The 25,411-nt window shown below is 38.8% G+C and carries 22 protein-coding genes and 1 riboswitch; of the genes, 13 read left to right on the forward strand and 9 right to left on the reverse strand.

The window, feature by feature from the left end; all coding sequences use genetic code 11:
* Positions 1-474: 474 nt before the first annotated feature.
* A complete protein-coding gene (locus WNY79_RS02710) occupies positions 475-1,497 on the forward strand; it encodes a GGDEF domain-containing protein (RefSeq protein WP_342875047.1) in 1,023 nt (340 codons plus the stop codon).
* 367 nt (positions 1,498-1,864) lie between these two features.
* Here the strand turns inward: WNY79_RS02710 and recN are convergent, their stop codons facing one another.
* The 3 genes from recN to nadK form a co-directional block, all read right to left on the reverse strand.
* Complete coding sequence (gene recN, locus WNY79_RS02715) at positions 1,865-3,538, reverse strand: DNA repair protein RecN (protein WP_342875048.1); 1,674 nt, start codon at positions 3,536-3,538, stop codon at positions 1,865-1,867.
* 75 nt (positions 3,539-3,613) lie between these two features.
* Positions 3,614-4,171 (reverse strand): hypothetical protein, encoded by a 558-nt coding sequence (locus tag WNY79_RS02720; RefSeq protein ID WP_342875049.1) that lies wholly within the window; start codon positions 4,169-4,171, stop codon positions 3,614-3,616.
* 75 nt (positions 4,172-4,246) lie between these two features.
* Positions 4,247-5,131 carry an NAD(+) kinase gene (gene nadK, locus WNY79_RS02725; protein WP_004335384.1) on the reverse strand — a complete coding sequence of 295 codons (885 nt, stop codon included), beginning with the start codon at positions 5,129-5,131 and terminating at the stop codon, positions 4,247-4,249.
* Positions 5,132-5,285: 154 nt separating this feature from the next.
* On the opposite strand from nadK, the gene WNY79_RS02730 reads away from it, so the two are divergent.
* Positions 5,286-6,251, forward strand: coding sequence for an HrcA family transcriptional regulator (locus WNY79_RS02730; protein ID WP_342875050.1), 966 nt, complete (start codon positions 5,286-5,288; stop codon positions 6,249-6,251).
* Between the two features lie 58 nt (positions 6,252-6,309).
* Entirely contained in the window at positions 6,310-6,921 is a 612-nt protein-coding gene (grpE, locus tag WNY79_RS02735; protein ID WP_007375833.1) for a nucleotide exchange factor GrpE, read from the forward strand.
* A gap of 34 nt (positions 6,922-6,955) precedes the next feature.
* On the opposite strand, the gene WNY79_RS02740 is transcribed toward grpE, so the two are convergent.
* Positions 6,956-8,158, reverse strand: coding sequence for a Bcr/CflA family efflux MFS transporter (locus WNY79_RS02740; protein ID WP_342875051.1), 1,203 nt, complete (start codon positions 8,156-8,158; stop codon positions 6,956-6,958).
* A gap of 196 nt (positions 8,159-8,354) precedes the next feature.
* Here WNY79_RS02740 and WNY79_RS02745 point away from each other — a divergent pair, with 196 nt between their 5' ends.
* Positions 8,355-9,152: a M48 family metallopeptidase gene (locus WNY79_RS02745; RefSeq protein ID WP_342875052.1), complete on the forward strand. Its 798-nt coding sequence runs from the start codon at positions 8,355-8,357 to the stop codon at positions 9,150-9,152.
* Between the two features lie 88 nt (positions 9,153-9,240).
* Here WNY79_RS02745 and WNY79_RS02750 read toward each other — a convergent pair whose 3' ends face one another.
* The 3 genes from WNY79_RS02750 to WNY79_RS02760 all read right to left on the reverse strand — a co-directional run bounded on the left by WNY79_RS02750 (position 9,241) and on the right by WNY79_RS02760 (position 12,644).
* Positions 9,241-10,257 (reverse strand): alpha/beta hydrolase, encoded by a 1,017-nt coding sequence (locus tag WNY79_RS02750; RefSeq protein WP_342875053.1) that lies wholly within the window; start codon positions 10,255-10,257, stop codon positions 9,241-9,243.
* Between the two features lie 151 nt (positions 10,258-10,408).
* Positions 10,409-11,197 carry a nucleoside-binding protein gene (locus WNY79_RS02755; protein WP_342875054.1) on the reverse strand — a complete coding sequence of 263 codons (789 nt, stop codon included), beginning with the start codon at positions 11,195-11,197 and terminating at the stop codon, positions 10,409-10,411.
* Positions 11,198-11,330: 133 nt separating this feature from the next.
* A complete protein-coding gene (locus tag WNY79_RS02760; RefSeq protein ID WP_024599618.1) occupies positions 11,331-12,644 on the reverse strand; it encodes a Na+/H+ antiporter NhaC family protein in 1,314 nt (437 codons plus the stop codon).
* A 372-nt stretch (positions 12,645-13,016) separates the two neighbouring features.
* Between WNY79_RS02760 and dapB the strand changes: the two genes are divergently transcribed.
* From dapB to ribB, 6 genes are all read left to right on the forward strand, one after another.
* Entirely contained in the window at positions 13,017-13,820 is an 804-nt protein-coding gene (gene dapB / locus WNY79_RS02765; protein ID WP_076924152.1) for a 4-hydroxy-tetrahydrodipicolinate reductase, read from the forward strand.
* A 362-nt stretch (positions 13,821-14,182) separates the two neighbouring features.
* Complete coding sequence (carA, locus tag WNY79_RS02770; protein WP_342875055.1) at positions 14,183-15,319, forward strand: glutamine-hydrolyzing carbamoyl-phosphate synthase small subunit; 1,137 nt, start codon at positions 14,183-14,185, stop codon at positions 15,317-15,319.
* Positions 15,320-15,335: 16 nt separating this feature from the next.
* Positions 15,336-18,554 carry a carbamoyl-phosphate synthase large subunit gene (gene carB / locus WNY79_RS02775; protein WP_024599615.1) on the forward strand — a complete coding sequence of 1,073 codons (3,219 nt, stop codon included), beginning with the start codon at positions 15,336-15,338 and terminating at the stop codon, positions 18,552-18,554.
* Between the two features lie 48 nt (positions 18,555-18,602).
* Complete coding sequence (gene greA, locus WNY79_RS02780) at positions 18,603-19,079, forward strand: transcription elongation factor GreA (RefSeq protein WP_024599614.1); 477 nt, start codon at positions 18,603-18,605, stop codon at positions 19,077-19,079.
* Between the two features lie 158 nt (positions 19,080-19,237).
* On the forward strand, positions 19,238-20,296 hold the full coding sequence (locus WNY79_RS02785; RefSeq protein ID WP_342875056.1) for a S66 peptidase family protein: 1,059 nt from the start codon (positions 19,238-19,240) through the stop codon (positions 20,294-20,296).
* Positions 20,297-20,372: 76 nt separating this feature from the next.
* Positions 20,373-20,546: riboswitch (FMN riboswitch) on the forward strand.
* A gap of 141 nt (positions 20,547-20,687) precedes the next feature.
* The gene (ribB, locus tag WNY79_RS02790; RefSeq protein ID WP_342875240.1) at positions 20,688-21,341 is read left to right on the forward strand and encodes a 3,4-dihydroxy-2-butanone-4-phosphate synthase; all 654 of its coding nucleotides are present in this window, start codon (positions 20,688-20,690) and stop codon (positions 21,339-21,341) included.
* An 81-nt stretch (positions 21,342-21,422) separates the two neighbouring features.
* Here ribB and WNY79_RS02795 read toward each other — a convergent pair whose 3' ends face one another.
* Positions 21,423-22,079, reverse strand: a complete 657-nt coding sequence (locus tag WNY79_RS02795; protein WP_342875057.1) for a nitroreductase family protein — start codon at positions 22,077-22,079, stop codon at positions 21,423-21,425.
* Positions 22,080-22,211: 132 nt separating this feature from the next.
* On the opposite strand from WNY79_RS02795, the gene WNY79_RS02800 reads away from it, so the two are divergent.
* Genes WNY79_RS02800 through rhlP form a run of 3 tightly spaced genes read left to right on the forward strand, consistent with a single transcriptional unit; the run spans position 22,212 to position 24,348 of the window.
* Positions 22,212-23,147 carry a LysR family transcriptional regulator gene (locus WNY79_RS02800; RefSeq protein WP_024597432.1) on the forward strand — a complete coding sequence of 312 codons (936 nt, stop codon included), beginning with the start codon at positions 22,212-22,214 and terminating at the stop codon, positions 23,145-23,147.
* Between the two features lie 13 nt (positions 23,148-23,160).
* The gene (locus WNY79_RS02805; protein ID WP_076924158.1) at positions 23,161-23,505 is read left to right on the forward strand and encodes a lactoylglutathione lyase; all 345 of its coding nucleotides are present in this window, start codon (positions 23,161-23,163) and stop codon (positions 23,503-23,505) included.
* An 18-nt stretch (positions 23,506-23,523) separates the two neighbouring features.
* A complete protein-coding gene (gene rhlP / locus WNY79_RS02810) occupies positions 23,524-24,348 on the forward strand; it encodes a rhombotarget lipoprotein (protein WP_182711577.1) in 825 nt (274 codons plus the stop codon).
* Between the two features lie 77 nt (positions 24,349-24,425).
* Here the strand turns inward: rhlP and WNY79_RS02815 are convergent, their stop codons facing one another.
* The gene (locus WNY79_RS02815; protein WP_342875058.1) at positions 24,426-25,316 is read right to left on the reverse strand and encodes a dienelactone hydrolase family protein; all 891 of its coding nucleotides are present in this window, start codon (positions 25,314-25,316) and stop codon (positions 24,426-24,428) included.
* Between the last annotated feature and the right edge of the window lie 95 nt (positions 25,317-25,411).

Below are 25,411 nucleotides of genomic sequence, written 5' to 3' on the forward strand. Positions count from 1 at the left end.
CTAAATTTTCGCTATTTAGCTGTTCTCGTTAAGTCCTCTTACAGTACTCTGCATTCATGCAGTCGTATCTCACAAGCGTTAACGCAGCTAGCATTAAGCTCAACTTCTGAAATTAATTAATGTGTTGTGTACTAGGTCCACACACAATTCATAGAACCGTTATTACCACCTTTAGCTGAGCAGGTTTATGTTATTGCTCTACACCCAGTCAGTTCAATTATTAAAGAAATAAAAGGGCAAACTTAAATAATTTTAGAAAATGGTATTAGGGCTAAGTAATTTGATTTCATAAAAATGTATTTATCTGGGATAAGTGCAAAAGGCTAAATATATAGGCACAATTGTCAGTGCTAATTACTAACCTTAATAGTTGATTTAAACATAAAGTCAGTTCATTATTAAAGGCTGTTTACGGTTTGCTTACTTTATATAATAAGGTTGGCTCTTACTATAATGATAAAATAAATATAAATTATGTACGAATATTCAAACAATTCAGAAAGGAAGCTCATTGTCCGATTCTTTTCTTCGATAGGCTTTATAGCAACCTTTTCTATGGCTAGCTTAGCGTTTATCAATAATAGCTATTTGTTAGCATTTACTTTAGTAGCTTCTTCGTTTGTTTATTTATTGGCATTCAATATAGGTAGAGGTGTAGAGAAATCTGCAACCATAATTTTATACAACCTTTATGCACTGATGTTTTACCTAGTCCTCACTGGTGGAGCACAAGGAACAGGACCAATATGGATATTTATAGTATCTCCTGTTACTTATTCAATACGTGGGCTTAAGCGAGGTACTTATGATATTGTTTTATTTTTATCGGCGATTGTTCTCGGTTTCTATTGCGCTGATACATTTAATATATATGACTACAATCCTGAGCAGTTTCCAGTCAGAATCATACTCGCTTTTATAATTGTTGCATCGCTGAGTGGTTATTACGAATTTTCAAGAGAAAAATACAGCAGTAAATTAATTGCTTTAAGCCAAAAAAATGAATTTTTAGCAACTATAGATCCACTCACTAATCTGCCAAACCGCCGTTTCACTATGAATAAGCTTATAGTTTTTAAAAATGAGCTTAAAAACAATAATATTCCGTTTGTAATATTATTAGCTGATGTAGATAATTTTAAAAAAATTAATGATCAATTTGGCCATGATTTTGGCGATGAAGCTCTTATCCATTTAGCCAAAACATTTGAAAATAATATTCCGCAAAATGCGATTGCTTCCCGTTGGGGCGGTGAGGAGTTTTTAATTGTGATTCCAGATGCAACAGTTGAGCAGGGGGAGCTCGTTGCAGAAAAAATCCATAATGCCCTTGAATCTTCAGCTGTAAGCCTATTCTCTGATAGTGTAAATATAACGCTAAGCATTGGCATCACAGCTGCAAACGCTGAGCGCTCAATTGACCTTGATATTAAGCGAGCTGATGAACTACTTTATAAAGCAAAAGAGCAAGGTAAAAACAGAACGTGCTCTTTTTAAATGTTTATTTCAATCCATCGAGAACGAATCTAGAGATGGCCTTATTTTAGCTTTTCTGCGTTTTACGCTCATATAGCAAAATATATTGCACGCAACTTGTACCGTGATTAAAGCCCAATAACTAATACCTAAACCACTTAATCCATTTTCCTTTTCGCTTGCAAGGTAATAGGCCACAACCGCTAGGTGAAAAACTAAAAAGCTATTTAAAAAACGAAATAAGCGTTGTTTAAAACAAGTATGTTTATATTTACTAAATATAATTAAACAGGTGCTTAGTACTAATAACAACCAACTTAAAATTATACAAAAATCAACTAAAGTACTGTGCATTATTTAATCCTTGAAGACGTTATTTACTAACACTTTAAGCGTGAGCCATTATTAGTTCTTTAGCATTTGCTTTAGCTGTTTTGCTTATATTGTCGCCGCCAAGTAAACGGGCTATTTCATTAATACGGCCATCTTTATTTAAAAGCAGCATATGAGTAAACGTTTCGCCTTGTGCTATTTCTTTAGCTACAAAAAATTGCTGATGTGCACTACTGGCAACTTGCGGTAAATGAGTAACACAAATCACTTGAGTCGACTTACCTAATTGACGTAATAACTTACCTACAGCAGATGCCGTTGGGCCAGAAATACCTACATCAACCTCATCAAAAATAAGAGTTGGGGTTGTTACTTTTTGGGCAATAATTACTTGTATAGCAAGACTTATACGAGAAAGCTCACCACCAGATGCTACTTTAGCTAACGGCTGAAGTGGCTGCCCCGGATTAGTTGATACTAAAAACGACACATTATCGTACCCTAAGCTATTAGGTGCGCGGCTACTCTCTTGAGTTAGAGCTATTTCAAATACACCGTTTTCCATCGATAAATTAGCCATGCTTTCACTTATTAGTGTGTTAAGTGTATTCGCATACTCATAGCGACTTTTACTTAGTTCATCGGCAGCTTGCTTATAACTAAGTAACGCGCTTTCTATTTCTGACTCTAGTTGCTCCAGACGATTACTATTATTACTTATTGACTCAAGCTCTTGAGCAATCGATTGATGAAACTCAACTAGCTGCTGTGGTTTTATATGATGCTTACGCGCTAAATCCATCGCACCGCTTAGTCTATTTTCTACTTCACCTAAACGAGCAGGGTCTAAATCTGCTTGCTCAGTGTAATTACGCACTTCACGGCTTGCTTCTTCAACTTGTACTGCGGCTTCACTAAGGAGGGCTGCTACGCCAGCTAAGCTTTCGTCGTATTGAGCCAGCTCAGCGAATTGTTGGGCACTGTGCTGCAGCATTGAACAAGCATTTTGCTCATCACTTTCATATAAATATTGTAATTCACGTTGGCACGATTCTAATATTGTTTGGCTATTACTAAGTTTGTAATGCTCAGCCTCAATTAAATCAAACTCATTTTCTTGTAATGCAAATTCATCAAGTTCAGCAACTTGATACTCTAACAATTGTTTTTGCGCAGCTTGCTGCTGCTGTTGTTGCTCTAAGTGTTTAAATTCTTTTTGTAAGTTAGCAAACTGTTTATAGTTTTTATTTACCGAGTTTACTAAATGGTGATGCCCTGCATAGGCATCTAAAAGCTGTAACTGATGCTCAGCTTTTAATAAATGTTGGTGGGCATGTTGTCCATGAATAGATATTAAATATTGTCCAAGTTCTTTTAATTGTGACGCGGTAACTGCACTACCATTAATATAGCTTTTACTACGGCCGTTTTTGCAAACAACACGACGCAACAAACACTCATTGTCTGAAGTGCTTAGCATATGTTGCTCTAAAAATGCTTGAGCAAGCGGTAGATCTGTTAAGTCAAATTGTGCACATACTTCTGCTTTATCAGAGCTTGGGCGCACTGCTGATGCTTCAGCGCGTTCACCTAAGCACAGGGATAGGGCATCTATAGCAATAGATTTACCAGCACCTGTCTCACCTGTGATCGCGGTCATACCGCTGCGCCACTCGGTGCTTAAATTACTCACGATTGCGAAATTTTTAACTTCTAAACCAATTAACATACTGTTTATCCATCCAGTCAATTAACTGTTAATTTATACAGTGTTTTGGTTTTTTGCAAATTAATTTTGTATTATTTACGCAACACTTACATCTTGAGTAAACTGTGTGTCGGTAGTCTGGGAGGAGGCATCAATTTGATCATCAACAATATCAGTAGGTTGTATATTCTCTTCAGTTTTAAGCAGAGCAATGAGGGGAGGTAATGTATTAATATAAAAATTCTTATTGTATAAAATTCCTTGCTGAGGCAATTCAGATACAAAGTACTGTATATTATCAATCAATGGTTGGATTATATTCGTTTGATTAGTTTTAATTAACTCGTTGGACAACGTATTAATTAGTAGGTCAGCGGTATCTTCAAGTTGCTGTAAATTTTCGTCTGTATGCGATTGCACAACAAAAAAATTATTTACAATAGCTTGAATGCGAGGAACGTATTTTGGGCGAATTATTTTAGCATCAAGTAGATCATTAAGCTTTGTTTTAAGGCGAGTATTTACATGCGAAACACGTTCATTAAATAGCTTTTTTCTAGCTTCAATTGCCTTTTTACGATTACTTTCTACTTTAAGGTAAGTAGCTAGTAATGTAATCAATAACAATAAAGCAAAAAAAACAACATAAGTCATTATTATCCGTTCCTGAAATGGTTAATTATTTTTATAGTGACATTTTGCTCTATAGTACTGCTTTTAGCAATAAAATTAGTATAAACGACTACCCCAATTTAGTTTTGTACGCAAAACGTTGTAGTAAGAGTAATTTTTTGGATGAATTAAGCGCAATTGTTTGTCGGCTTTTTTAATTACTACTTCATCACCGGGTAATACGGCAAGGACTACATGGCTGTCGCAACTTACCTGAAGGCTATCTGTATTTTCTAGGCTTAGCTTTAAACGAACCTCGTTATCGGCATCTACCACTAAAGGTCTGCTAGATAAGGTATGAGGAAACATAGGTACTAACGAGATTGCATTTAGCTCGGGCGTTAAGATTGGCCCGCCACCTGATAGCGAATAGGCTGTAGAGCCTGTCGGGGTTGATACGATTAAACCATCAGAGCGTTGAGAAAATACAAAGTCATTATTTATAAAGGCTTCAAACTCAATCATGTGAGCTACTTTATCGGCATGAAGGACCGCTTCGTTAACAGCTGAGTTGGCGCTTTTTAATTCATTATGTCGATATACTTCTACTTCTAATAAAAAGCGTTTTTCTTCAAGGTACTCACCACTGAGTACTTGCTCTAAGCTTGCTTCAAACCCTTCAGGGTTTAAATCAGTTAAAAAGCCAAGGTTACCTCTATTTACACCAATTACAGCAATGTTAAAGCGCGCAAGCACGCGTGCTGCGCCAAGCATGTTACCGTCACCACCTACAACAATGGCTAAATCGGCTTGTTCACCTAAGTCGACTAACTTTACAAGTTTGTCATGCGGAATATCGTCTAACTGACTCCCTGTGCGTTTTTCTACTATTACCTCAAAGCCAAGCGCAAGTAAAAAGGTATGTAAACGCTGCAGAGTAGCCGCTGCTCCCGGGTGATTAGGTTTGCCAATTAGGCCTATGGTGTTAAAAGGAGAGTCCATAATGTACGCACAAAGAGATTTAATAATAGTAGAGTAACTCAAAACAGAAGTGTTTGAAAATACAGATTATAGCAATATTATAAACCTTCAATTTTATTCGCAGTGAGTTAGCTGCATGACTTGAAAAAGAACTAAACGCCCCGATATCTCTTTCATGCAACAAGATGTAGATACCATGAAACTAAACCCACGAGATCAGCAAATTTTTTCAGCTGTTATGAACATGTACTGTAATGGTGAAGGCTTGCCTGTTCCATCAACAAAAATTGCCAAGCTCAAAGGCATGGCAGTGTGTTCGGCTACAGTTCGTAATGCTATGGCTCGCTTAGAAAAAGTGGGCTTATTGTATTCACCTCATACATCCGCTGGGCGAGTACCGACAAATGAAGGATTTGATTATTGGTTTGACGAATTTTTTGTGCTTGCTGATATCGCTAATTATTGGCAACCACAGCAATCACAACTCGTTGAGTTAGCCCATGGTTTGAGCCAAAAATATCAAGTCTGTTGTTGTGTTGGTTTACCTCAAGCCAGTTCACAGCAAGTATTTAGAGTAGAAGTGCTTGATTTTGATTCTACCGACTGGCTTATTTTATTAATAGATAGGGCAGGGCAGAGTCATAATATTTGTATTGATAAACCTCATGATTCGTCAGACTCTGTTCGTTATCAGTTTGCCACATGGTTAAATACAGTATTTAGCCAACAAACCTTAATGGAAGGTTTGTACCGTATGCAAGCTATGGCAAATACAGCGCCTCGAAATTGCCATGATTCGCTTAATCAATGGACGCGACAATTGAGCCAGAAATTAGGCTCAGATAACAGTATTGTTGTTGGTGAAAATTACCTCTACAAACAAATTGATTGCGAGCAGAGCTTAAATATAGGTGTTTCATTTTTAAATTACGTAGAAGATAAGCTCGCTTTTAAAAACGGGTTATCAGTACTTAATAGCGAAAAGCTGCCTTTTACTGAGTGCAACGAATTGATTGTAATAAGTGTGCCATACTTTCAAAATCAAGAATATCAAAGCCGCTTTTGTATAATTTGTCCTAAATCAGCGCAGATTGAAGAAATAATTCAAGAATTTAAATTAATTGAGGCATCTAACTCTTGAATCTTTTTATTCAATCCCCATAATTACCGCAGTTGTAAAGAATTGGAGCACGTATTTTATGTCTGAGCAGACACAAAACCCTGAGCAAGAAGTAGAATTAAACGAAGAAATTTCTAAAATGCAGGCTGATGTAGAAGCAGCAGTAGAAGCCGCTGATCAGCATGCAGAACAAGAGCAAAGCCCTGAAGCAGAAATTGCTATGTTATATGCAGAGCTTGAAGCTGCAAAGCAAACAATTGCTGATCAAAAAGACGGTGTTGTTCGTGCCGCAGCAGACGTAGATAATATTCGTCGTCGTGCAGCACAAGATGTAGAAAAAGCACATAAATTTGCACTAGAAAAATTTGCCAACGAATTACTACCTGTAATTGATAACCTTGAACGTGCTATTGAATTTTCTGATAAAGAAAATGAGACTTTAAAGCCGTTACTTGAAGGTATCGATATGACGGTTAAGAGCTTTAATGACGCTGTTTCTAAATTTGGTGTTGAAATTGTAAACCCACAAGGTGAGCAGTTTAATCCAGATTTTCATCAAGCAATGTCAATTCAGCCAAGTAACGATGTAACACCTAATACAGTGCTTGCTGTTATGCAAAAAGGTTACACATTGAATGGTCGTTTATTACGCCCTGCGATGGTTATGGTTTCTAAAGCTGCTGATGCTTAATTAATTTAAGATTATTAGCTTTGATAAAAATGCCTCATATTGAGGCATTTTTTTTGTCTTTTTTATAGTGAATTAACTGTACGAGCATAGTGAGTAACACGGCGCTAAACATTAAACTTGAAAATGGCACTGCGCTTTCTGCATGCATAATGGCAAGTAGCGGGCCAACTAATGCACCACTACCAAAACGAAGTGTGCCAATTACGGCCGTTGCCGTACCTGTGTTTCTTTCAAATTTCATTAATATTAGTGAATCAGCATTACTTGCAGTGACACCTAAACTCATCATTAATGGCGCAATAGCAGCCACAATATAATAAAGTGATAAGTGCAATAAGCTAAATGTTAACAGCGAAAGCCCCGATACAAACCCACATACAAGCCCAATATAGAGCATTTTTCGAGAGCCCAGCCTTGGTACAATTCGCGTATTTAAAAAGTTACCAAACATCAGCGCCATTACGTTAAACGCAAATAGCACACCAAATAATTGTTCTGAAACCTCATATAAATCTAAATATATAAAAGGTACTGAGGTTAAAAAGCAAAAAAATCCAAACGATACAAACATAGAACTGAGTATATCTGCACGTGCGTCTTTATTACTGAGTACTGTTTTATAGCTATCAAAAAACAGAGCAAGGCCCTTTTTTTCATTTGTATGAATAGGTATATCTATTAAATACACTTGTACAAACGCTAATATTAAAAAGCTATAACCAGCAAGTACTAAAAATATGGTCGACCAAACAGAGAACCCTAAAATAAACGAACCAACAGAGGGGGCTACTAACGGTGCTACCATCATGATCATCGACACATACGACATTCCCTTAGCTGTATTTTGCTGATAAATATGGCGAATAATACCCGGTACGACTACGGTTGCTGCAGCTCCCGTAAATGCTTGCACTGCTCTAAGAGTCCAAAATGCATGGATTTCGGTAGTAAATGCCAGTGCAAGTGAGCTTGCGCCAAATAGGGTTAAGCCAATACGTGCGAGCTTACGACGGCCAATTTGATCGGCAATAGGGCCAAAAAATAACATACCTAATGAATAACCCGCTAAGTAAATACTCAACGATATTTGTACATTTGGCATATTAGTGTGTAAATCGTTTGCAATTACCAGCATGGCGGGCAAATACATATCAATCGCCAATGGAGTAATCGCTACGATACTGGCTAATAAAGGCAATAAAATACGGGTATTAAAAGACGAGGCTGAGGCGTCCATGTGTAAACTCAACAATCACTAAAAACAAGGGCTATAGTGTAACAGGGCATTGTATTTGGATAAACTTAGTTTGCCTGCTAAGTTTATCGTCTCATCGCATCTTTTAATATAAAGGTATATAAAGCAAATATTTTAAATTGGTACTGTGTTTGCTATTCTACAAGCAATAAAAAATTTATTACTTAAGAGAATTACCATGAAAAAACTAGTACTTGCAGTATTAGCGACAGCTGTTTTAGCCGGTTGTAAAACGTCGCCAACAGGACGCACACAAATAGCGCTTTACTCAGATCAACAAATGAGTGAAATGGGCACTGCTAGTTTTGCAGATATGAAAAAAAACCAACCAATTAATAAAGATGTAAAAACAAATGCATATGTAAATTGCATTGCTGAAAAAGTAGTGGCTGTATTACCAAAAGAATACGCGTCGCAAAATTGGGAAGTAGTCGTATTTGAAGATGAATCTGCTAACGCTTTTGCACTACCTGGTGGTTACATTGGGGTTCATACGGGCTTATTAAAAATAGCCACCAATCAAGACCAACTAGCAACAGTGCTAGGGCACGAAGTTGGGCACGTAATTGCTGAGCATTCTAATGAACGAGTTTCACAAAGCTCTATTTTAGATACCGGTATGCAGCTGGGCAGCGCAGCACTTGAAATGGGTAATATTCAATACCGTAATGAAATTATGCAGGGTCTAGGCTTAGGCGCACAGTATGGTGTTGTTTTGCCATTTAGCCGTTCGCATGAGTCAGAAGCTGATGAAATTGGCTTAGATTTAATGGCGGAAGCAGGCTTTAATCCACAAGAATCAGTAACCCTTTGGCAAAATATGAGTGCTGCAGGCAGTGGTACAACACCTGAGTTTTTATCAACTCACCCAGCGCCAACTAACCGTATTAAAAACTTACAAGCGCAAATGAGCAAAGCTCTTGGCGAACAAAGTACAGCTAAAGCGCAGGGTAAAAACCCACAATGTAAGCTGTAATTTAGCTTATATAATAAAAACCCTGTAAATAGTTTACTTACAGGGTTTTTGTTTTTTTACTATAAAAACTTATTATCTAGTATTCAGGTTATTTAGTATTAAGTGCCTTGTTAAATACGTCTTTAAAACGATCAAAATCTTCAATTTGCGGCAAATGACCTAAATTATTCAGTTCAAATAGTTGAGCATTAGGGATAAGTGATGCAGCATGCTTACCTAACTTATCGTATCGACCAAGCTCGTAATCAACACCGTCTTTTTTCCAGTTCCGACCTGGACCGGTCCTGTCTCGTGTACCAATAATTAATTTAACCGGCACAGTTAAATCTTTAAATTCGGTTATTACAGGCTGAGTGAAAATCATGTCATATGTTTTAGCATTTACCCACGCCATTTTTTCTTTATCTGGGCCTTGTATTTGCCCTGTTATAAAGTCAGTTAAGGCTGAATATGTTGTATTCCACTTACCATCGTAGTAATTTTTTTGTTGATACTTTCTTACACCTTCAGGTGTTTTTGCTAATTCATTTTTATAGAAAAAGTTAGTATCTTTGTAATCAACATACTGCAAGTAGTTTTCAAGCCCAATAGGGTTTACTAAAATTAGCTTTTTAGTGGTGTTTGGATACATTAAAGCAAAACGACTCGCTAGCATCCCGCCCATTGAGTGCCCTAATACAATCGACTCCTTTATATTAAGTGAATCTATTAACGCGTGAGTATGATGAGCAAGCGCCGCAAATGAATATTGATAATCCGTTGGTTTAGACGATTTGCCAAAACCAATTTGATCAGGGATTAATACGCCGTAACCTAAAGATTGCAGGTATTGCGCAGTTGTAGTCCAGTAATCTGCATTAAAATTTTTGCCATGCATAAGCGTAACTGTAGGCATGTCGGATTTGGTTGGCTTTAAGTAAATATAGGCCATTTTTAATGATTGCTTTTGCGACTCAAGTGCAAAATAATTTACTTTAAAATCGTATTCGTAATTACTTAAAAGTGCATCGTAAGATAGAGACTCTGTATTTACTTCACTACTTGCTAAAGCATTATTAGTTAAAGCTAACAATGCAGAAAAACAAATAACTTTGATTGATGACATGTTGATACTCCTAGTAAGGCAAGCGTGTGGCTTAAATGAAGTACGACAATAGCTAAGTATTAGACGCTGTTCAATTAAATACTTTTTATGCATAAAAAAAGGAGCGCTTAAAAGAGCTCCAATATATGTAATTTTAACGCAGTGTGGCTGTTTAAAATGTCCACTCTACATGTATTTGCGGAACTGACTCTGTGACCTCAGTACCTAGCTTGTTGTGCCAGTATTGAAGCTCCATACCTAGCAGTAGTGTATTTTCTTTCATTTGAAGGGCATGACCCATATCCCACACTAAAATAGGCTGTGCGAGTATCCACGCTTCTACGTCGTTACCAAATTCATCTTCACGCTCTGCGATGTATTCAGCGTGGCCTTTAAAGCTAAACTTTTGTGAGCCAATAGTGAAAGGATATTCAAAAGCTACATCAAGCATCCAGCTATTAGTTTCAATAGGTGCGCCGCCTTTTGCGACACCTTCACTATCGTCAATGTAGGCTGTGAACAGCGTTTGAAAAAAGTTGAACCCAGGTACATCCCAGCTTAATTTAACACCTGGTAGATACTTCATTACTTTTGCATCGCCAGCAACGTTAATACCGCCCGTTAGGCCAATATCTAATAATGCGCCAGAGCCAATTTGCTTACCAGTGATGGCAGATAAGCTAACCGTTGAGTACCACTCACCATAAAAATCAGCATCTTGGTAACCATCATCTATATCGTCTTTACTGTAATCGATAAAAAAGAAGTTATCGCCATAATCGTAACCTGATGCATGTTGAACCGAGTATACAGTGGTGTCTGACTCTTGCTCAGTGAATGGATTTTTTTGGCTGCCATTATTTATATGTAGTGCTGTACTGCTCCAATTGGCAGCAAAAGCCGACGATGATAAAGCTAGAGAAGTAAGGGTAATAAAAGGGAGTAATTTTTTAAATTTCATAACTGTTTAATAACTATAATTTTAGTGACACGCGGAAGCGGCAATTATAGCAGAAGAGATTGATTTGTTGATCGCTAATTTAACACATGTTGCAGCCTACTTAATAAGCTGCAACATGTAATAACTCAATGTATTACGCTTTATTACGGCGTAAACAAATAATAGTAATCGCCGTAAATGCTAAAATAAAACAGTAATAAGAAGACGTTGATACTTCCCACGGGCTAATTTTAAACGTAGCACCTAACAGTAGCGCTTGTGCGCCATAAGGAAGAGAGCCTTGCGTTACACAAGCAAATATATCAAGCAAACTTGCAGAGCGTTTACCGCTTATTTCACCATCATCTGCCAGCTTTTTAGCAATAGGGCCAGCAACAATAATAGATACGGTGTTATTGGCAATACACATATTACTTGTCATAACCAATGCTGCAATACCTAATTGATCAGCTACTTTACGATGCCATTTTGCAATGATTTTTGTAATCGCCTGAATTTTATGAGCAATATAATCAAGGCCACCGTTAATCCGAATAAATTCAGATAAGCCACCAATAAACATTGATAGTAAAAATATTTCCTGCATATCGGTAAAGCCTTTGTAAATGTCTTTTACAAAGCTTGCGCCTTCATAACTTCCTGTAAAGCCCATTAATGCAGCAAAAATAATACCGCTAAACAACACTACAAATACGTTCAAGCCAGCAACGGCTAACACTAAAATAAAGGCATAAGGAAGTACTAACCAAATATCGTAATCTTTGGTTTCAACAACTTGCGCCGCAGGTGTTAAATAAAACAATAAGCCAATAGTTAGTATTGCAGCAGGGACTGCAATTTTAAGATTCTCTTTAAACTTGTCTTTCATTTCACAGCCCTGTGTTCGCGTGGCTGCAATAGTGGTATCGGAAATAATTGATAGGTTATCGCCAAACATAGCACCAGATACAATCGTACCTGCCATTAAAGCTGGATCTATACCTGTTTTAATTGATACAGCATAAGCAATAGGACCAATAGCACCAATCGTTCCCATAGACGTACCCATTGCTGTAGATACAACCGCTGCAATTAAAAATAAGCCAGGAAGCAACAACGCAGGTGGAATAAGAGATAAGCCTGCATTTACTACCGCATCCACACCACCGGTTGCACTGGCAACGGCAGAAAAAGCACCTGCAAGTAAGTAGATTAAACACATTGTAATAATATTGTTGTGCCCGGCACCCTTAATAAAGGTTTCTACACACTCATTTACTGTGCCTTTATTTAAAATGAACGCAAGCATTATGGCAGGTAATATAGCCACTGGAGCAGGAAGTTGATAAAAAGCGTAGTCAACCCCTTGAGATTGTAAATATAAACCAGAGCCTAAAAATAGTGCTACAAAAGTTAAAAGGGGTAGTAAAGAAAGTATTGCTTTGTTTTTGTTAAATGATGGCTGCATCATAATCCTCGAAACCAGTTAATTTACAACAGCCAAAAATTCCTCTTTTAGCTGAATTTAGCAAATCTACCTACTATGTTAATCATTAACAAAATTAGGAGAATGCAGCGCCCGCAAGCCAAAGACCAAATCGACGCGAAAGAGAAGTTTAAATGTATAGATGGCTAAAGTAAACTGGTATTGTTATTATTATTTAATTAAAGGGTTACCTGACTATTGCATGACTTTTAGATAATATCTACAAAGTAACGCTATTTTCAGCGATTAATATTTGTCCAACTGCATAAAAATGCCCAAACGCGTATTTGCAATGCTCCGGATATATACTCAGATTAGTAAAAAACGGATTCAAATTTAAATTAGGTAAAAACAATGACTACAAATCGAATAGGCGTTTTTGGTGCTAACGGCAGAATGGGCTTAGCATTACTGGAAGCTGCAACAATTAAAGAGCAAACACAACTTACAGGTGCATACGTTCGTAGCAGTTCATCGTTATTAGGTATTAATGTAAATCAAGTAAATAGCGCAGCCGATAATAGTGTTAGCTTTAGCGAAGAAACCACAATAGATAATGTAGATGTTTTAATCGACTTTACGCTTCCCGCTGGTATGAAAAACCATTTAAAAACCGCTGTAGCACAAAAAATTCCTATGGTTATTGGTACAACGGGTTTAACAAGCGACGATATGGCACTTTTACACGATGCTGCTAAGCATATTCCTATTGTATTTGCGCGGAACTACAGTGTAGGAGTCAATGTATTACTGAACCTTGTGCAAACCGCAGCGATTAAATTTGGTGACGATTTAGATATTGAAATATTTGAAGCGCATCATCGCCATAAAATAGACGCACCATCGGGTACTGCGCTCGCTATAGGTGAGTCAATCGCAGAGGCAAAAGGCTGGGATCACGACGAGGTTGCTGTATACGACCGAAGCCAAGTAGAAACCGCTAAATCGCAAAACGAAATTGGTTATTCGGTACTAAGAGGGGGCGATATAGTAGGTGAACACACCGCATACTTCGCCACAATGGGCGAAAGACTCGAATTAACCCACAAAGCAAGTTCAAGAATGACATTCGCTTTAGGTGCTGTAAGGGCTGCAAGCTGGTTGAAAAATAAACCTGCAGGACTTTATGATATGCAAGATGTGCTAGATCTGAAGTAGTTTAGTTACTTTTTTAGCTGTTTGGGTCTAATTTCACCTACAGTGACTTGTTTGTAACAATTTACCAAATAATGTTAGACCTAAATAGCATCTTCATGTAATATGCAGCCAATTTGCCAAAAATTACTAAATGCGTGTTTCCAATTATACCCAAGTGGCTAGTAAATCCAGGGTTTCAGTGGGAATAAAAATAGTTTTAGGCAAGAAAAAATGATTGAAGGTTTAGTGGTTTACATCTGCATCATTTAAGACTGCGTAAAACAATTTAAGCTCACAAAAATCTGGTTTTGACGATCCCTCTGGGTATTGGCGGGGTGTTAAGCAATTGCTTGCTCCCGTTTTTTACTGTTAGGAGGTTTAACTTGACTAAATCCGCTCTGTTAGTCCTAGAAGACGGCACAGTGTTTCGCGGTACTGCAATCGGCGCTGACGGCATGTCTGTCGGTGAAGTAGTATTCAATACGTCTATGACTGGTTATCAAGAAATTTTGACTGATCCATCATACGCGGAACAAATCGTAACTTTGACGTACCCACACATCGGTAATACGGGTACCAACAGCGAAGACGAAGAAGCGAATCAAATTTGGGCTAAAGGCCTAGTGATCCGTGATTTGCCACTGCTAGCGAGTAATTTCCGTAACGAGCAATCGTTAGATGATTACTTAAAAGAACGTAATATTTTAGGTATTGCGGACATCGACACCAGAAAATTAACTCGAATTTTGCGTGATAAAGGCGCACAAAACGGGTGTATTATTGCTGGCGACGAGCTAGACGAAAACAAAGCGCTACAAGCCGCGCAAGCCTTCCCAGGTTTAAAAGGTATGGATTTAGCAAAAGTTGTCTCAACCAAGGAAAATTTTGAGTGGCGAGAATCAAGCTGGACATTAGGCGAAGGATTTAAAACCCTTGATACTGCTGATGAAAAGTTTCATGTTGTTGCCTACGACTTCGGTGTAAAGCGTAATATTTTACGTATGCTTGTAGACCGAGGCTGTAAACTTACAGTAGTACCAGCGCAAACCTCTGCCGCTGACGTACTGGCTTTAAACCCTGATGGTATCTTCCTATCTAATGGCCCTGGCGATCCTGAGCCATGTACTTACGCTATTGATGCAATTAAAACCTTTTTAGAAACCGACACACCTATTTTTGGTATCTGTCTAGGTCATCAGTTATTAGCCCTTGCCTCAGGTGCTAAAACAGAAAAAATGAAATTTGGCCACCACGGCGCTAACCACCCAGTTAAAGACTTAGACCGCGATGTAGTTATGATCACGGCTCAAAACCATGGTTTTGCAGCTCAAGAGTCAAGCCTGCCAAGTACGCTTCGTGCCACGCACAAATCGTTATTTGATGGAACGCTTCAAGGTATTCATCGTACAGATAAACCTGCGTTTAGCTTCCAGGGTCACCCTGAAGCAAGCCCTGGTCCGCACGATGCAGCCCCATTATTTGACCACTTCATCGATTTGATGCAAGCGCGTAAACACTAATTTAACTGGAGTAATAATGCCAAAACGTACCGACATAAAAAGCATTCTTATCTTAGGCGCAGGCCCAATTGTAATTGGTCAAGCTTGTGAATTTGACTACTCTGGTGCACAAGCGTGTAAAGCACTTAGAGAAGAAGGCTACAGAGTTATATTAGTTAACTCAAACCCAGCAACTATCATGACCGACCCTGATATGGCCGATGCAACCTACATCGAACCAATTCATTGGGAAGTGGTAGAAAAAATTATTGAAAAAGAAAAGCCAGATGCAGTGCTGCCTACAATGGGTGGTCAAACAGCATTAAACTGTGCGCTTGAACTAGACAAGCACGGTGTATTGGCTAAGCACGGCGTTGAACTCATTGGTGCAACGGCTGATGCAATCGACAAAGCAGAAAACCGTGAACGCTTTGACATTGCAATGAAAAATATTGGTCTTGAATGTCCACGTGCTGAGATTGCTCACACAATGGAAGAAGCTAAAGACACAATGACTCGCATTGGCTTGCCATGTATTATTCGTCCATCTTTCACTATGGGCGGCACCGGCGGCGGTGTAGCGTATAACATGGAAGAGTTTGAAGAAATTTGTGAGCGCGGCTTAGACTTATCGCCAACAAACGAATTACTAATTGATGAATCACTGATTGGTTGGAAAGAGTACGAAACAGAAGTTGTACGTGATAAAAACGACAACTGTATTATTGTTTGTACTATTGAAAACTTTGACCCTATGGGTGTTCACACTGGCGATTCAATCACCGTTGCACCAGCGCAAACGCTAACCGACAAAGAATACCAAATTATGCGTAACGCCTCTATGGCGGTATTGCGTGAAATTGGTGTTGAAACTGGCGGCTCTAACGTACAGTTTGGTATTAATCCTGCTGATGGCCGTATGGTTATTATTGAGATGAACCCACGTGTATCACGTTCATCTGCATTAGCATCTAAAGCAACGGGTTTCCCAATTGCTAAAATTGCTGCAAAGCTAGCAGTAGGTTACACGCTTGATGAACTTCAAAACGACATCACTGGCGGTAAAACACCAGCGTCTTTTGAGCCTTCAATCGATTACGTTGTAACAAAAATACCTCGCTTTAATTTCGAAAAATTTGCCGGTGCTAACGACCGTTTAACTACGCAAATGAAATCAGTTGGCGAAGTAATGGCGATTGGCCGTAATCAACAAGAGTCACTGCACAAAGCATTACGTGGTCTTGAAGTGGGCGCAACGGGCTTTAACCCGATAGTTGCGCTTGATGACCCTAAAGCAAAAGAAAAAATTATCCGTGAACTACGCGAGCCAGGCGCTGAGCGTATTTGGTACATTGCCGATGCAATGCGCCATGGTATGAGCGTTGATGATGTTTACGAACTGACTAAAGTTAATCGCTGGTTCTTAGTACAAATAGAAGACATTTTAAAAGACGAAGCAAAAATTGGTGAAGTAGGTATGGCGGGCTTAAATGCCGACTTCCTACGTAAACTTAAACGCAAAGGTTTTGCAGATCCGCGTATAGCTGAAATTGCGGGTGTATCTGAAGCTGAAATTCGTAAAAAGCGTCATTTATTAAACATCGTGCCAGTATACAAGCGTGTTGATACGTGTGCAGCTGAATTTAGCTCAGACACTGCTTATATGTATTCAACTTACGATGAAGAGTGTGAAGCTAACCCAACTGATCGTGATAAAATCATGGTTATTGGTGGCGGCCCTAACCGTATCGGTCAAGGTATTGAGTTTGATTACTGTTGTGTACATGCTTCGCTTGCGCTTCGTGAAGACGGTTATGAAACCATCATGGTTAACTGTAACCCTGAAACGGTATCTACCGATTACGATACATCTGACAGGTTATACTTTGAACCAATTACACTTGAAGACGTACTCGAAATCGTACGTGTTGAAAAGCCAAAAGGCGTTATCGTGCAGTATGGTGGTCAAACACCACTTAAACTAGCGCGTGAGCTTGAAGCGAATGGCGTGCCAGTGATTGGTACTTCACCTGATGCGATTGACCGTGCAGAAGACCGCGAACGTTTCCAACAACTTGTTGAGCGTTTAAACTTACTTCAGCCAGAAAATGCAACAGTAACTTCAACTGAAGAAGCTTTACTTAAATCAGTTGAAATTGGCTTCCCATTGGTTGTACGCCCGTCGTATGTACTTGGTGGTCGTGCAATGGAAATTGTATACGACGAAGACGATTTACGTCGCTACATGACCGAAGCTGTGCAAGCATCAAACGAAGCGCCTGTATTGCTGGACCGTTTCTTAGATAATGCGATTGAAGTTGACGTTGACGCAATTTGTGATGGCGAGCAAGTAATCATCGGCGGTATCATGGAGCACATTGAGCAAGCGGGTGTTCACTCAGGTGACTCAGCATGTTCATTACCAGCACATTCATTATCGCAAGAAGTGCAAGATGTAATGCGCAAGCAAGTAACCGACATGGCGCTTGAACTTGGTGTTGTTGGCTTGATGAATACACAGTTTGCAGTAAAAGATGGCAAAGTGTACTTAATTGAAGTTAATCCACGTGCTGCACGTACTGTACCGTTTGTATCTAAAGCAACCGGTGTGGCGCTTGCAAAAGTAGCTGCACGTTGTATGGCAGGTCAGTCTTTAGCAAGCCAAGGTATTACTAAAGAAGTGATCCCTCCTTACTACAGCGTTAAAGAAGTTGTACTGCCGTTTGCTAAGTTTCAGGGTGTGGATCCAATCCGTGGTCCTGAAATGCGTTCAACGGGTGAAGTGATGGGTGTTGGTGATACTTTCGCCGAAGCATTCGCAAAAGCACAATTAGGTGCAAGCAACACTTTACCACGCGGTGGTCGCGCGCTATTATCTGTTCGTAATAGCGATAAGCCACGTATTGTTGAATTAGCCAAAATCATGACCGACTTAGGTTTTGAACTTGACGCAACTGGTGGCACGGCACAAGCTCTTGAAGAAGCTGGCATTGAAGTACGACGTGTAAACAAAGTATATGAAGGCCGCCCGCATATTCTTGATTATATCAAGAATAAAGAGTACAGCTATATCGTTAATACCACCGAAGGTCGCCAAGCGATCGAAGATTCGAAGGTGTTACGTCGTGGTGCATTGCAAAATAAAACCAACTATACGACAACCTTGAACGCGGCATTCGCTAACTGTACTGCTAATAAAGCAGATGACCGCAGTAAAGTGACGTCAGTTCAAGAGCTACACCTGCGATTGAACTAAGGAAATGTGCCAAGGCCAACTAGGGCCTTGGTGTTAAGTGAGAAAAGTATGCAATCAATTCCGATGACAGTTCGTGGCGCAGATTTACTGCGTAAAGAGCTTAACGAATTAAAAACAGTTACCCGTCCTAAAATCGTAAGTGATATTGCGGTTGCACGTGAACATGGTGACTTAAAAGAAAATGCTGAGTACCACGCTGCGCGTGAGCAACAGGGTTTTTGTGAAGGTCGAATTCAAGAAATTGAAGCAAAGCTTTCAAATGTTCAAATTATCGACGTAACTAAAATGCCGAATACTGGTAAAGTTATCTTTGGCACTACGGTAACTATTGTAAATGTAGAAACCGATGCAGAAGTAAAATACCGTATTGTGGGCGATGATGAAGCAAATATTAAAAACAATTTAATATCTGTTAACTCGCCTATAGCGCGTGGTTTAATTGGTAAACAAATGGACGACGCAGTGTCTATTGAAACACCAAAAGGTATTGTTGAGTACGAAATCATTGAAGTTGAGTATCTTTAACGCACAACTCACTTTAACGTTTTAAATAAAAGCCGATGTAATTACATCGGTTTTTTTATGTCTTAAATAAATTACTATACTGATAAGGGCGTTCATATTGCATAAAGAGTAGGCATGATGATATAGGTGCATAATCACTTCATTAAAAGGAACACTCAATGGCTAATATACTTTACCCTGCGCCTTTAAAAGTAGGATCAAAAATAGCAATTTGCTCACTTTCAGCAGGTCTTAAAGAAAAGTTCCATGCACGATTAGACATTGTTATAAATGGATTAAAAAATCGAGGGTATGATGTTGTTGAAGGTGAGTTTTTACGTCAAAACAAACCGCGTGAACAGCTTAATGCTAAAGCACATGCTCAGCAATTAATGGGCTTTTTATTAGATGAAGAAATTGATGCAATTATGCCGCCAATGGGTGGTGAGCTGGCAATGGAAATACTGCCACTGCTTGATTTTAATGCCATTAAACAAGCAAAGCCTAAATGGTTAGTTGGCTTTTCTGATGTGAGTACTATTGCCTGTGCATTAACGGCTAAGTGCCAATGGGCGACCCTGCACAGTGCTAACCTTATGCAGTTGCATCCTGATGAAAAAAATCCGTATAGCTTACAAATATTCGAAACCCTTACTTACGAAGCGGGTAGTAAATTTGAGCAAGGGCCTTCCTCTTTATATCAAAAAAACAAGCCTAGCTATGCGCAAAACCCAAATGAATTACTAAGTCCTAGCGAGCCAACAAAATGGCAATGTTTAAACTACACAGATAAACGCACCATAGAAATGTCAGGTCGCTTATTTGGCGGATGTTTAGATACAGTAGGTTTACTGCTCGACTCACCATTTTTAGCACTACATGAATTTAAAAAGGACAGTGCGCCCGAAGGGCTTATTTTATACCTAGAAAACTCAGAGCTTACACCTACAACCGTTGCACGATTTTTACTGTCATTAAAATTAGCTGGCATATTTGACGACATTAATGGTTTGGTTTTAGGGCGAAGTGAAATTACTCAAAGTCATTATGATGCCTTTGACTATCGACATGCGCTTGATGTAGTACTGGGTGGGTGTTTATTCCCAGTCATTTTTGATGCTGACATAGGGCATGTTCAACCTAACTTAAATTTAGTTAACGGCGCTACGTGTACGCTTATTGCTGATATAAATGAAGGTATAGTAAACAGTGCATCGTTAAATATTCAACTTTCGTAGTTTTTATCGCATTTAGTTTTGAAAAACAAATAAGTACAGGCGTATAATGTGCCTGCAGTAAGTGCTAATGCTTACTGTAAATTCTCAGGGCGGGGTGAAATTCCCCACCGGCGGTATGTTTAAAGTTACTTGTAACTCAAACGAGCCCGCGAGCGCTTTATTTAACTTATTTTTACAGTTAAGTAAAGGTCAAGCAGATCTGGTGAGATGCCAGAGCCGACGGTTATAGTCCGGATGAAAGAGAATATAGCTTATTTATGTACACCTAAAACCTAGCTTTTTGGTGAGCATTTTTAATGCTGTTTTGGTTTAATTCATGCAATTTTATTTGTATGGCTTTGCCATGCCTTTCAGTGTCCTGAATCTATTATTTTTTATTTGGAATATAATGATGATTCAGTCTCTACTTACTCAATTCGGCGAAAGCCAAATCCGCGTACAAAGCGCAATTACTGCACTACAGCAAGGGCAAGGCGTACTTGTTGTTGATGACGAAAACCGTGAAAATGAAGGCGACTTTGTATTTTCAGCTGAGCATTTAACGAGTTCTCAAATGGCCGAAATGATCCGCGAAGGCAGCGGCATTGTTTGCTTATGCATGGGGGAGAAGCGTATTAAACAGCTCGACTTACCGCAAATGGTTACCCACAACACGAGTCAAAATAACACAGCTTATACAGTCACTATTGAAGCTAAGCATGGCGTTACAACAGGCGTGTCTGCTGCTGATAGAGTAACGACTATAAAAGCGGCGACAGCCGATAACGCTAAACCAAGTGATTTATCGCGCCCAGGGCATGTATTTGGTTTAAGAGCACAAACGGGCGGAGTATTAGTTCGTCGTGGCCATACCGAAGCATCCGTTGATTTAATGCAACTTGCCGGCTTAAAACCATTTGGTGTAATTTGCGAACTAACAAATCCAGATGGTTCAATGGCGCGCTTACCTGAGGTGAGTGATTATGCTAATAAACATAATATGACCGTAGTTTCTATTGAAGATTTAGTACAATACATTCAGGCAGCGCAGCTTCAAGTAAGTTAAACCGCTTTGAAGAAAAAAAACCACTTATTTAAATAAGTGGTTTTTATAATATTGTTATCATTTAAGTTTATAACGTATTACTCATAAAATCTGAATAACTTGCTCTTTTGCCAAGCGAGATTTAGGTAGTTTAGCATTATAATCTTCAGCGCTATCATGGTAGCCAAGCACTAATGCCACGTCGCATACGTAACCATCGAGTTCTTTTTCAAAAACTTCGCCAATCAGCTGTGCATCAACGCCTTCCATTGGAGTAGAATCAATACTTAAGCGCGCAGCTACATGCATAGTGTTACCTAAAGCAATGTAGGTTTGTGCTTTAGTCCACTCTTCATTAACGCCTTGCTCATCAGTATTCATATCCACAAACGCATAAGCCCCAAAAGCTTGTTCGCGATTTTCTGCTTTAGTACGACCATTTTTAATATCTGCATCAATGATTTGTGCGTAATCATCGCGGGTATATTTAGGGTTGTGAGCAAATAATATTATATGCGACGCTGTTTTAATATGTGGCTGGTTAAACGCAAATTTATTAGCAAATGTACTGTGCATACGCTCTTTGGCTTCATCTGATTCAATTACGATGAATTTCCAAGGTTGCGAGTTAATTGATGATGGAGATAAGCGCATAGCTTCGTAAATAACTGCTAAATCGTCTTGAGATACACGTTTCGTTGCATCGTAACGTTTTGCTGTGTAACGCTTTTCTAAGTCATTAATAATAGGGTGAGTCATTGGTTTCTCCAAAATAAATAAGATTAGCTGTACAAAGTATTCGTCATTTACTTTATGTATAAATAATACAGCTTGCTTTGCATTAAATAAATCGCATAATCATTGAATCATTATCAAATATAAATAGATAATATGAATATAGAAGATTTAAAACTTATTTTAAAAGTCGCTGAGTTTAGAAGCATTACGCTTGCAGCTGCTAAATTAGATATGCGTACAGCCACAGCAAGCGCTGCTATTAAGCGTGTTGAGTCTGCGCTTGGTAGTGAACTATTTGTTCGTACAACACGTCATTTAAGGTTATCGGCTGCTGGGGAGCGCTACATACCACAATGTGAGCAGGCTTTAGCAGTGCTTGAACTTGCAAAGCAAAACCTTAAAGGTGAACATGACGAAATAGAAGGGGAGTTACGTGTTGCACTTTCATCTGACTTGGGGCGCAATTTAGTGATCCCATGGATTGATGAACTCATGGATAGTTATCCTAAGTTAAGCCTACGAACACATATAAGTGATAGTAATATCGACTTTTATCGTGACTCAGTTGATATAGCACTTCGTTATGGCTCGCCTAATGATGCAAGTGTTTATGGTTTTAAAATTTGTAACGTACCACGCTTATTATGTGCAACTGACGAATACCTCTTACAAAACGGGACTCCCGTGCATCCTGATGATCTAGCGTCGCATCAAGGTTTGTTTTATCAGTTGCAGGATATTATAAATAATACGTGGGAATTCAGTGATGGTGAGTCAAAATATAAAGTTAAAATGGGTGGCAGGCGCGCCTCAAACGACGGCGATTTAGTAAGGCGCTGGTGCGTTGCGGGTAAGGGCTTAGCTGTAAAGTCGGCACTTGATATAGCCGACGATTTGCTTAACGACAGGGTGGTTACCGTAATGCCAAATTATCAACATGTTAATGGTGAACTTTGGCTTATTTGCCCAAGTAGGCAGTCAATAACCCCTGCGGTGCGTTTACTACGTGATGCATGCAGAGCAAAATCCCAAGCTATTTTGCAGCAGTTGGTAAATAAAGGAATTATTGATAAAAGCGTACTGAGCTAATTTAGGAAGAGTTATGCAAGTTGATGATATTAGAGTTTTTATTCCCTGTAAAAGCTATGAACAATCTCAGCGCTTTTATAAAACGCTTGGATTTAAGATTGAAGATGCCTCAAATGATTTATGTGTGTGTACCTTTGGCGAATGTACGTTCTTTTTACAGCGTTATTATAATAAAACGTTTGCTGAAAACTTAATGCTGCAACTTTGTGTGTTAAATATAGATGAAGCATACGAACTCATTAGTAACCTAAACGGTTTTGACATCCGCTTTGAGGGTATAAAGCAAGAACCTTGGGGTAGCGTTATTTACTTATGGGGACCATCGGGTGAGCTTTGGCACGTAACTGAATTAAATTAAAAATAAAAAGGAATAAATATGAAATTTAACAAATATATAATCATTTTGATGGCGGCCTTACTTGCTTCTTGTAGCTCGTTTATGAGTAACAATACAGGTAAAAATACACAATCTAGTAGCTTAATGGATTTTTTATATCCTGATCAACAAAGCCGTGCTACCTATAAACCTGAAATACCTGTTTTAAAACTCCCTGTTACCGTCGGAATTGCATTTGTACCGTCTAAAAACTGGCAGCCAGACGGGCTAGAGACCCAAAACCAAGTCGAATTACTCGAAAAAGTAAAAAAGTCATTTCTTCAATATGATTACATTGACCGCATTGAAGTTATACCAAGCACCTATTTAAAGGGTGGTGAAGGTTTTGCAACACTCGAGCAAGTAGGGCGACTTTACGATGTAGATGTAATGGCACTGGTTTCATATGATCAAATTACGCAATCTTATGAAAATAATGCAGCCTTACTTTATTGGACAATAGTGGGTATGTACGTTATTCCAGGTAATGAAAATACAATCCAAACCTTTGTGGATACAGCTGTTTTTGATATTAAAAGTAGAAAAATGCTATTTAGAGCACCTGGTATAAGTAAGCTTGAAAAAAGAACAACAGCAATAGGTATTGATGAAACGTTATCTGAAAAGTCGGCTGAAGGTTTTAATCTAGCGGTTAGTGATATGAGTACTAATTTAGATGCAGAACTAGCAAGGTTTAAAACACGTGTTAAAGAAGAGAAAATTGCAAAAGTCGAAAATAAAGATGGCTCCAGCAGCGGTGGCTCTTTGAGTATTTATATACTCGTTTTGTTGTCGTTATTAGTTATGCGTAGCAAAAAAGTTTAAAGCAAAAAATAGCTAAGTACTTTAATAATGCCACCTACTTTGAGCAGGTGGCATTATTTTTTATTCGCTAACTTAGCTTAACTTAGCTTTTTATTAAAAAACTCAACGGTACGTTGCCATGCAAGCTCGGCATTGTCTTTATCATATCGACCTGTAGAGTCGTTATGAAATCCATGATTTGCCCCTTTATACATATGCATAGTGTATTCAACGTTATTAGCTTTTAAATCTTGTTCGTACTGTGGCCACGACGCGTTTACACGTTTATCAAGCTCGCCTAATTGAATCATTAATGGAGCTTTAATGTTTTTACGTAAACTTTCACTGGCAGGAGTGCCGTAAAAAGGCACTCCTGCGCTGATTAAATTACTATCTACAGCTGCTAAATAATTAACAATGTAGCCACCAAAACAAAAGCCCACAGCGCCGAGTTTACCGTTACTGTTAGCATGCGATTTTAAAAAGTGTGCTGCGGCTACAAAATCGTTTTGAATTTTAGCGCGGTCCATGGTTTTTTGCATAGCGCGTCCTTCATCATCGTTACCAGGGTAGCCACCCAGTGGAAAGAGCGCATCGGGTGCAAATGCAATAAAACCTACCTTAGCTAAGCGTCTTGCTACATCCTTTACGTATGGGTTTAATCCACGGTTTTCGTGTATCACAAGCACAACAGGAAGTTTACCTTCTATGTTTTTAGGGGTTGCTAAGTAACCATTGCCTTTACCGTGCCCGTTTGGCGAATCGAATTCTTCGTACGTTGCCGTTATATCGTCATCGTTAAACGACACTTGTTCAGCCAGCGCGTAATTAGGTAATAATGCTGATGTAAGTACAGCCATTGAAAAACCAAGTGCAGCAAGCCCCCCGAGTTTTTTCATAAAAGTACGACGGTCCATTAAACCGTGGGCGTATTCGTCATACCAATCAAAGGCTTCTTGAGGAATGTGATCAGAGGGAGATGTATTCATGGCTGTTCCTTAATTTTATTATGTTATTTAAATACCATAACGTATTAGGAATAAAAAACGAGCAATATTTTCTCTCTTTTTATCGAATTATTAAT

It is taken from the genome of Pseudoalteromonas sp. AS84 (assembly GCF_038900255.1).
GTDB lineage: Bacteria > Pseudomonadota > Gammaproteobacteria > Enterobacterales > Alteromonadaceae > Pseudoalteromonas.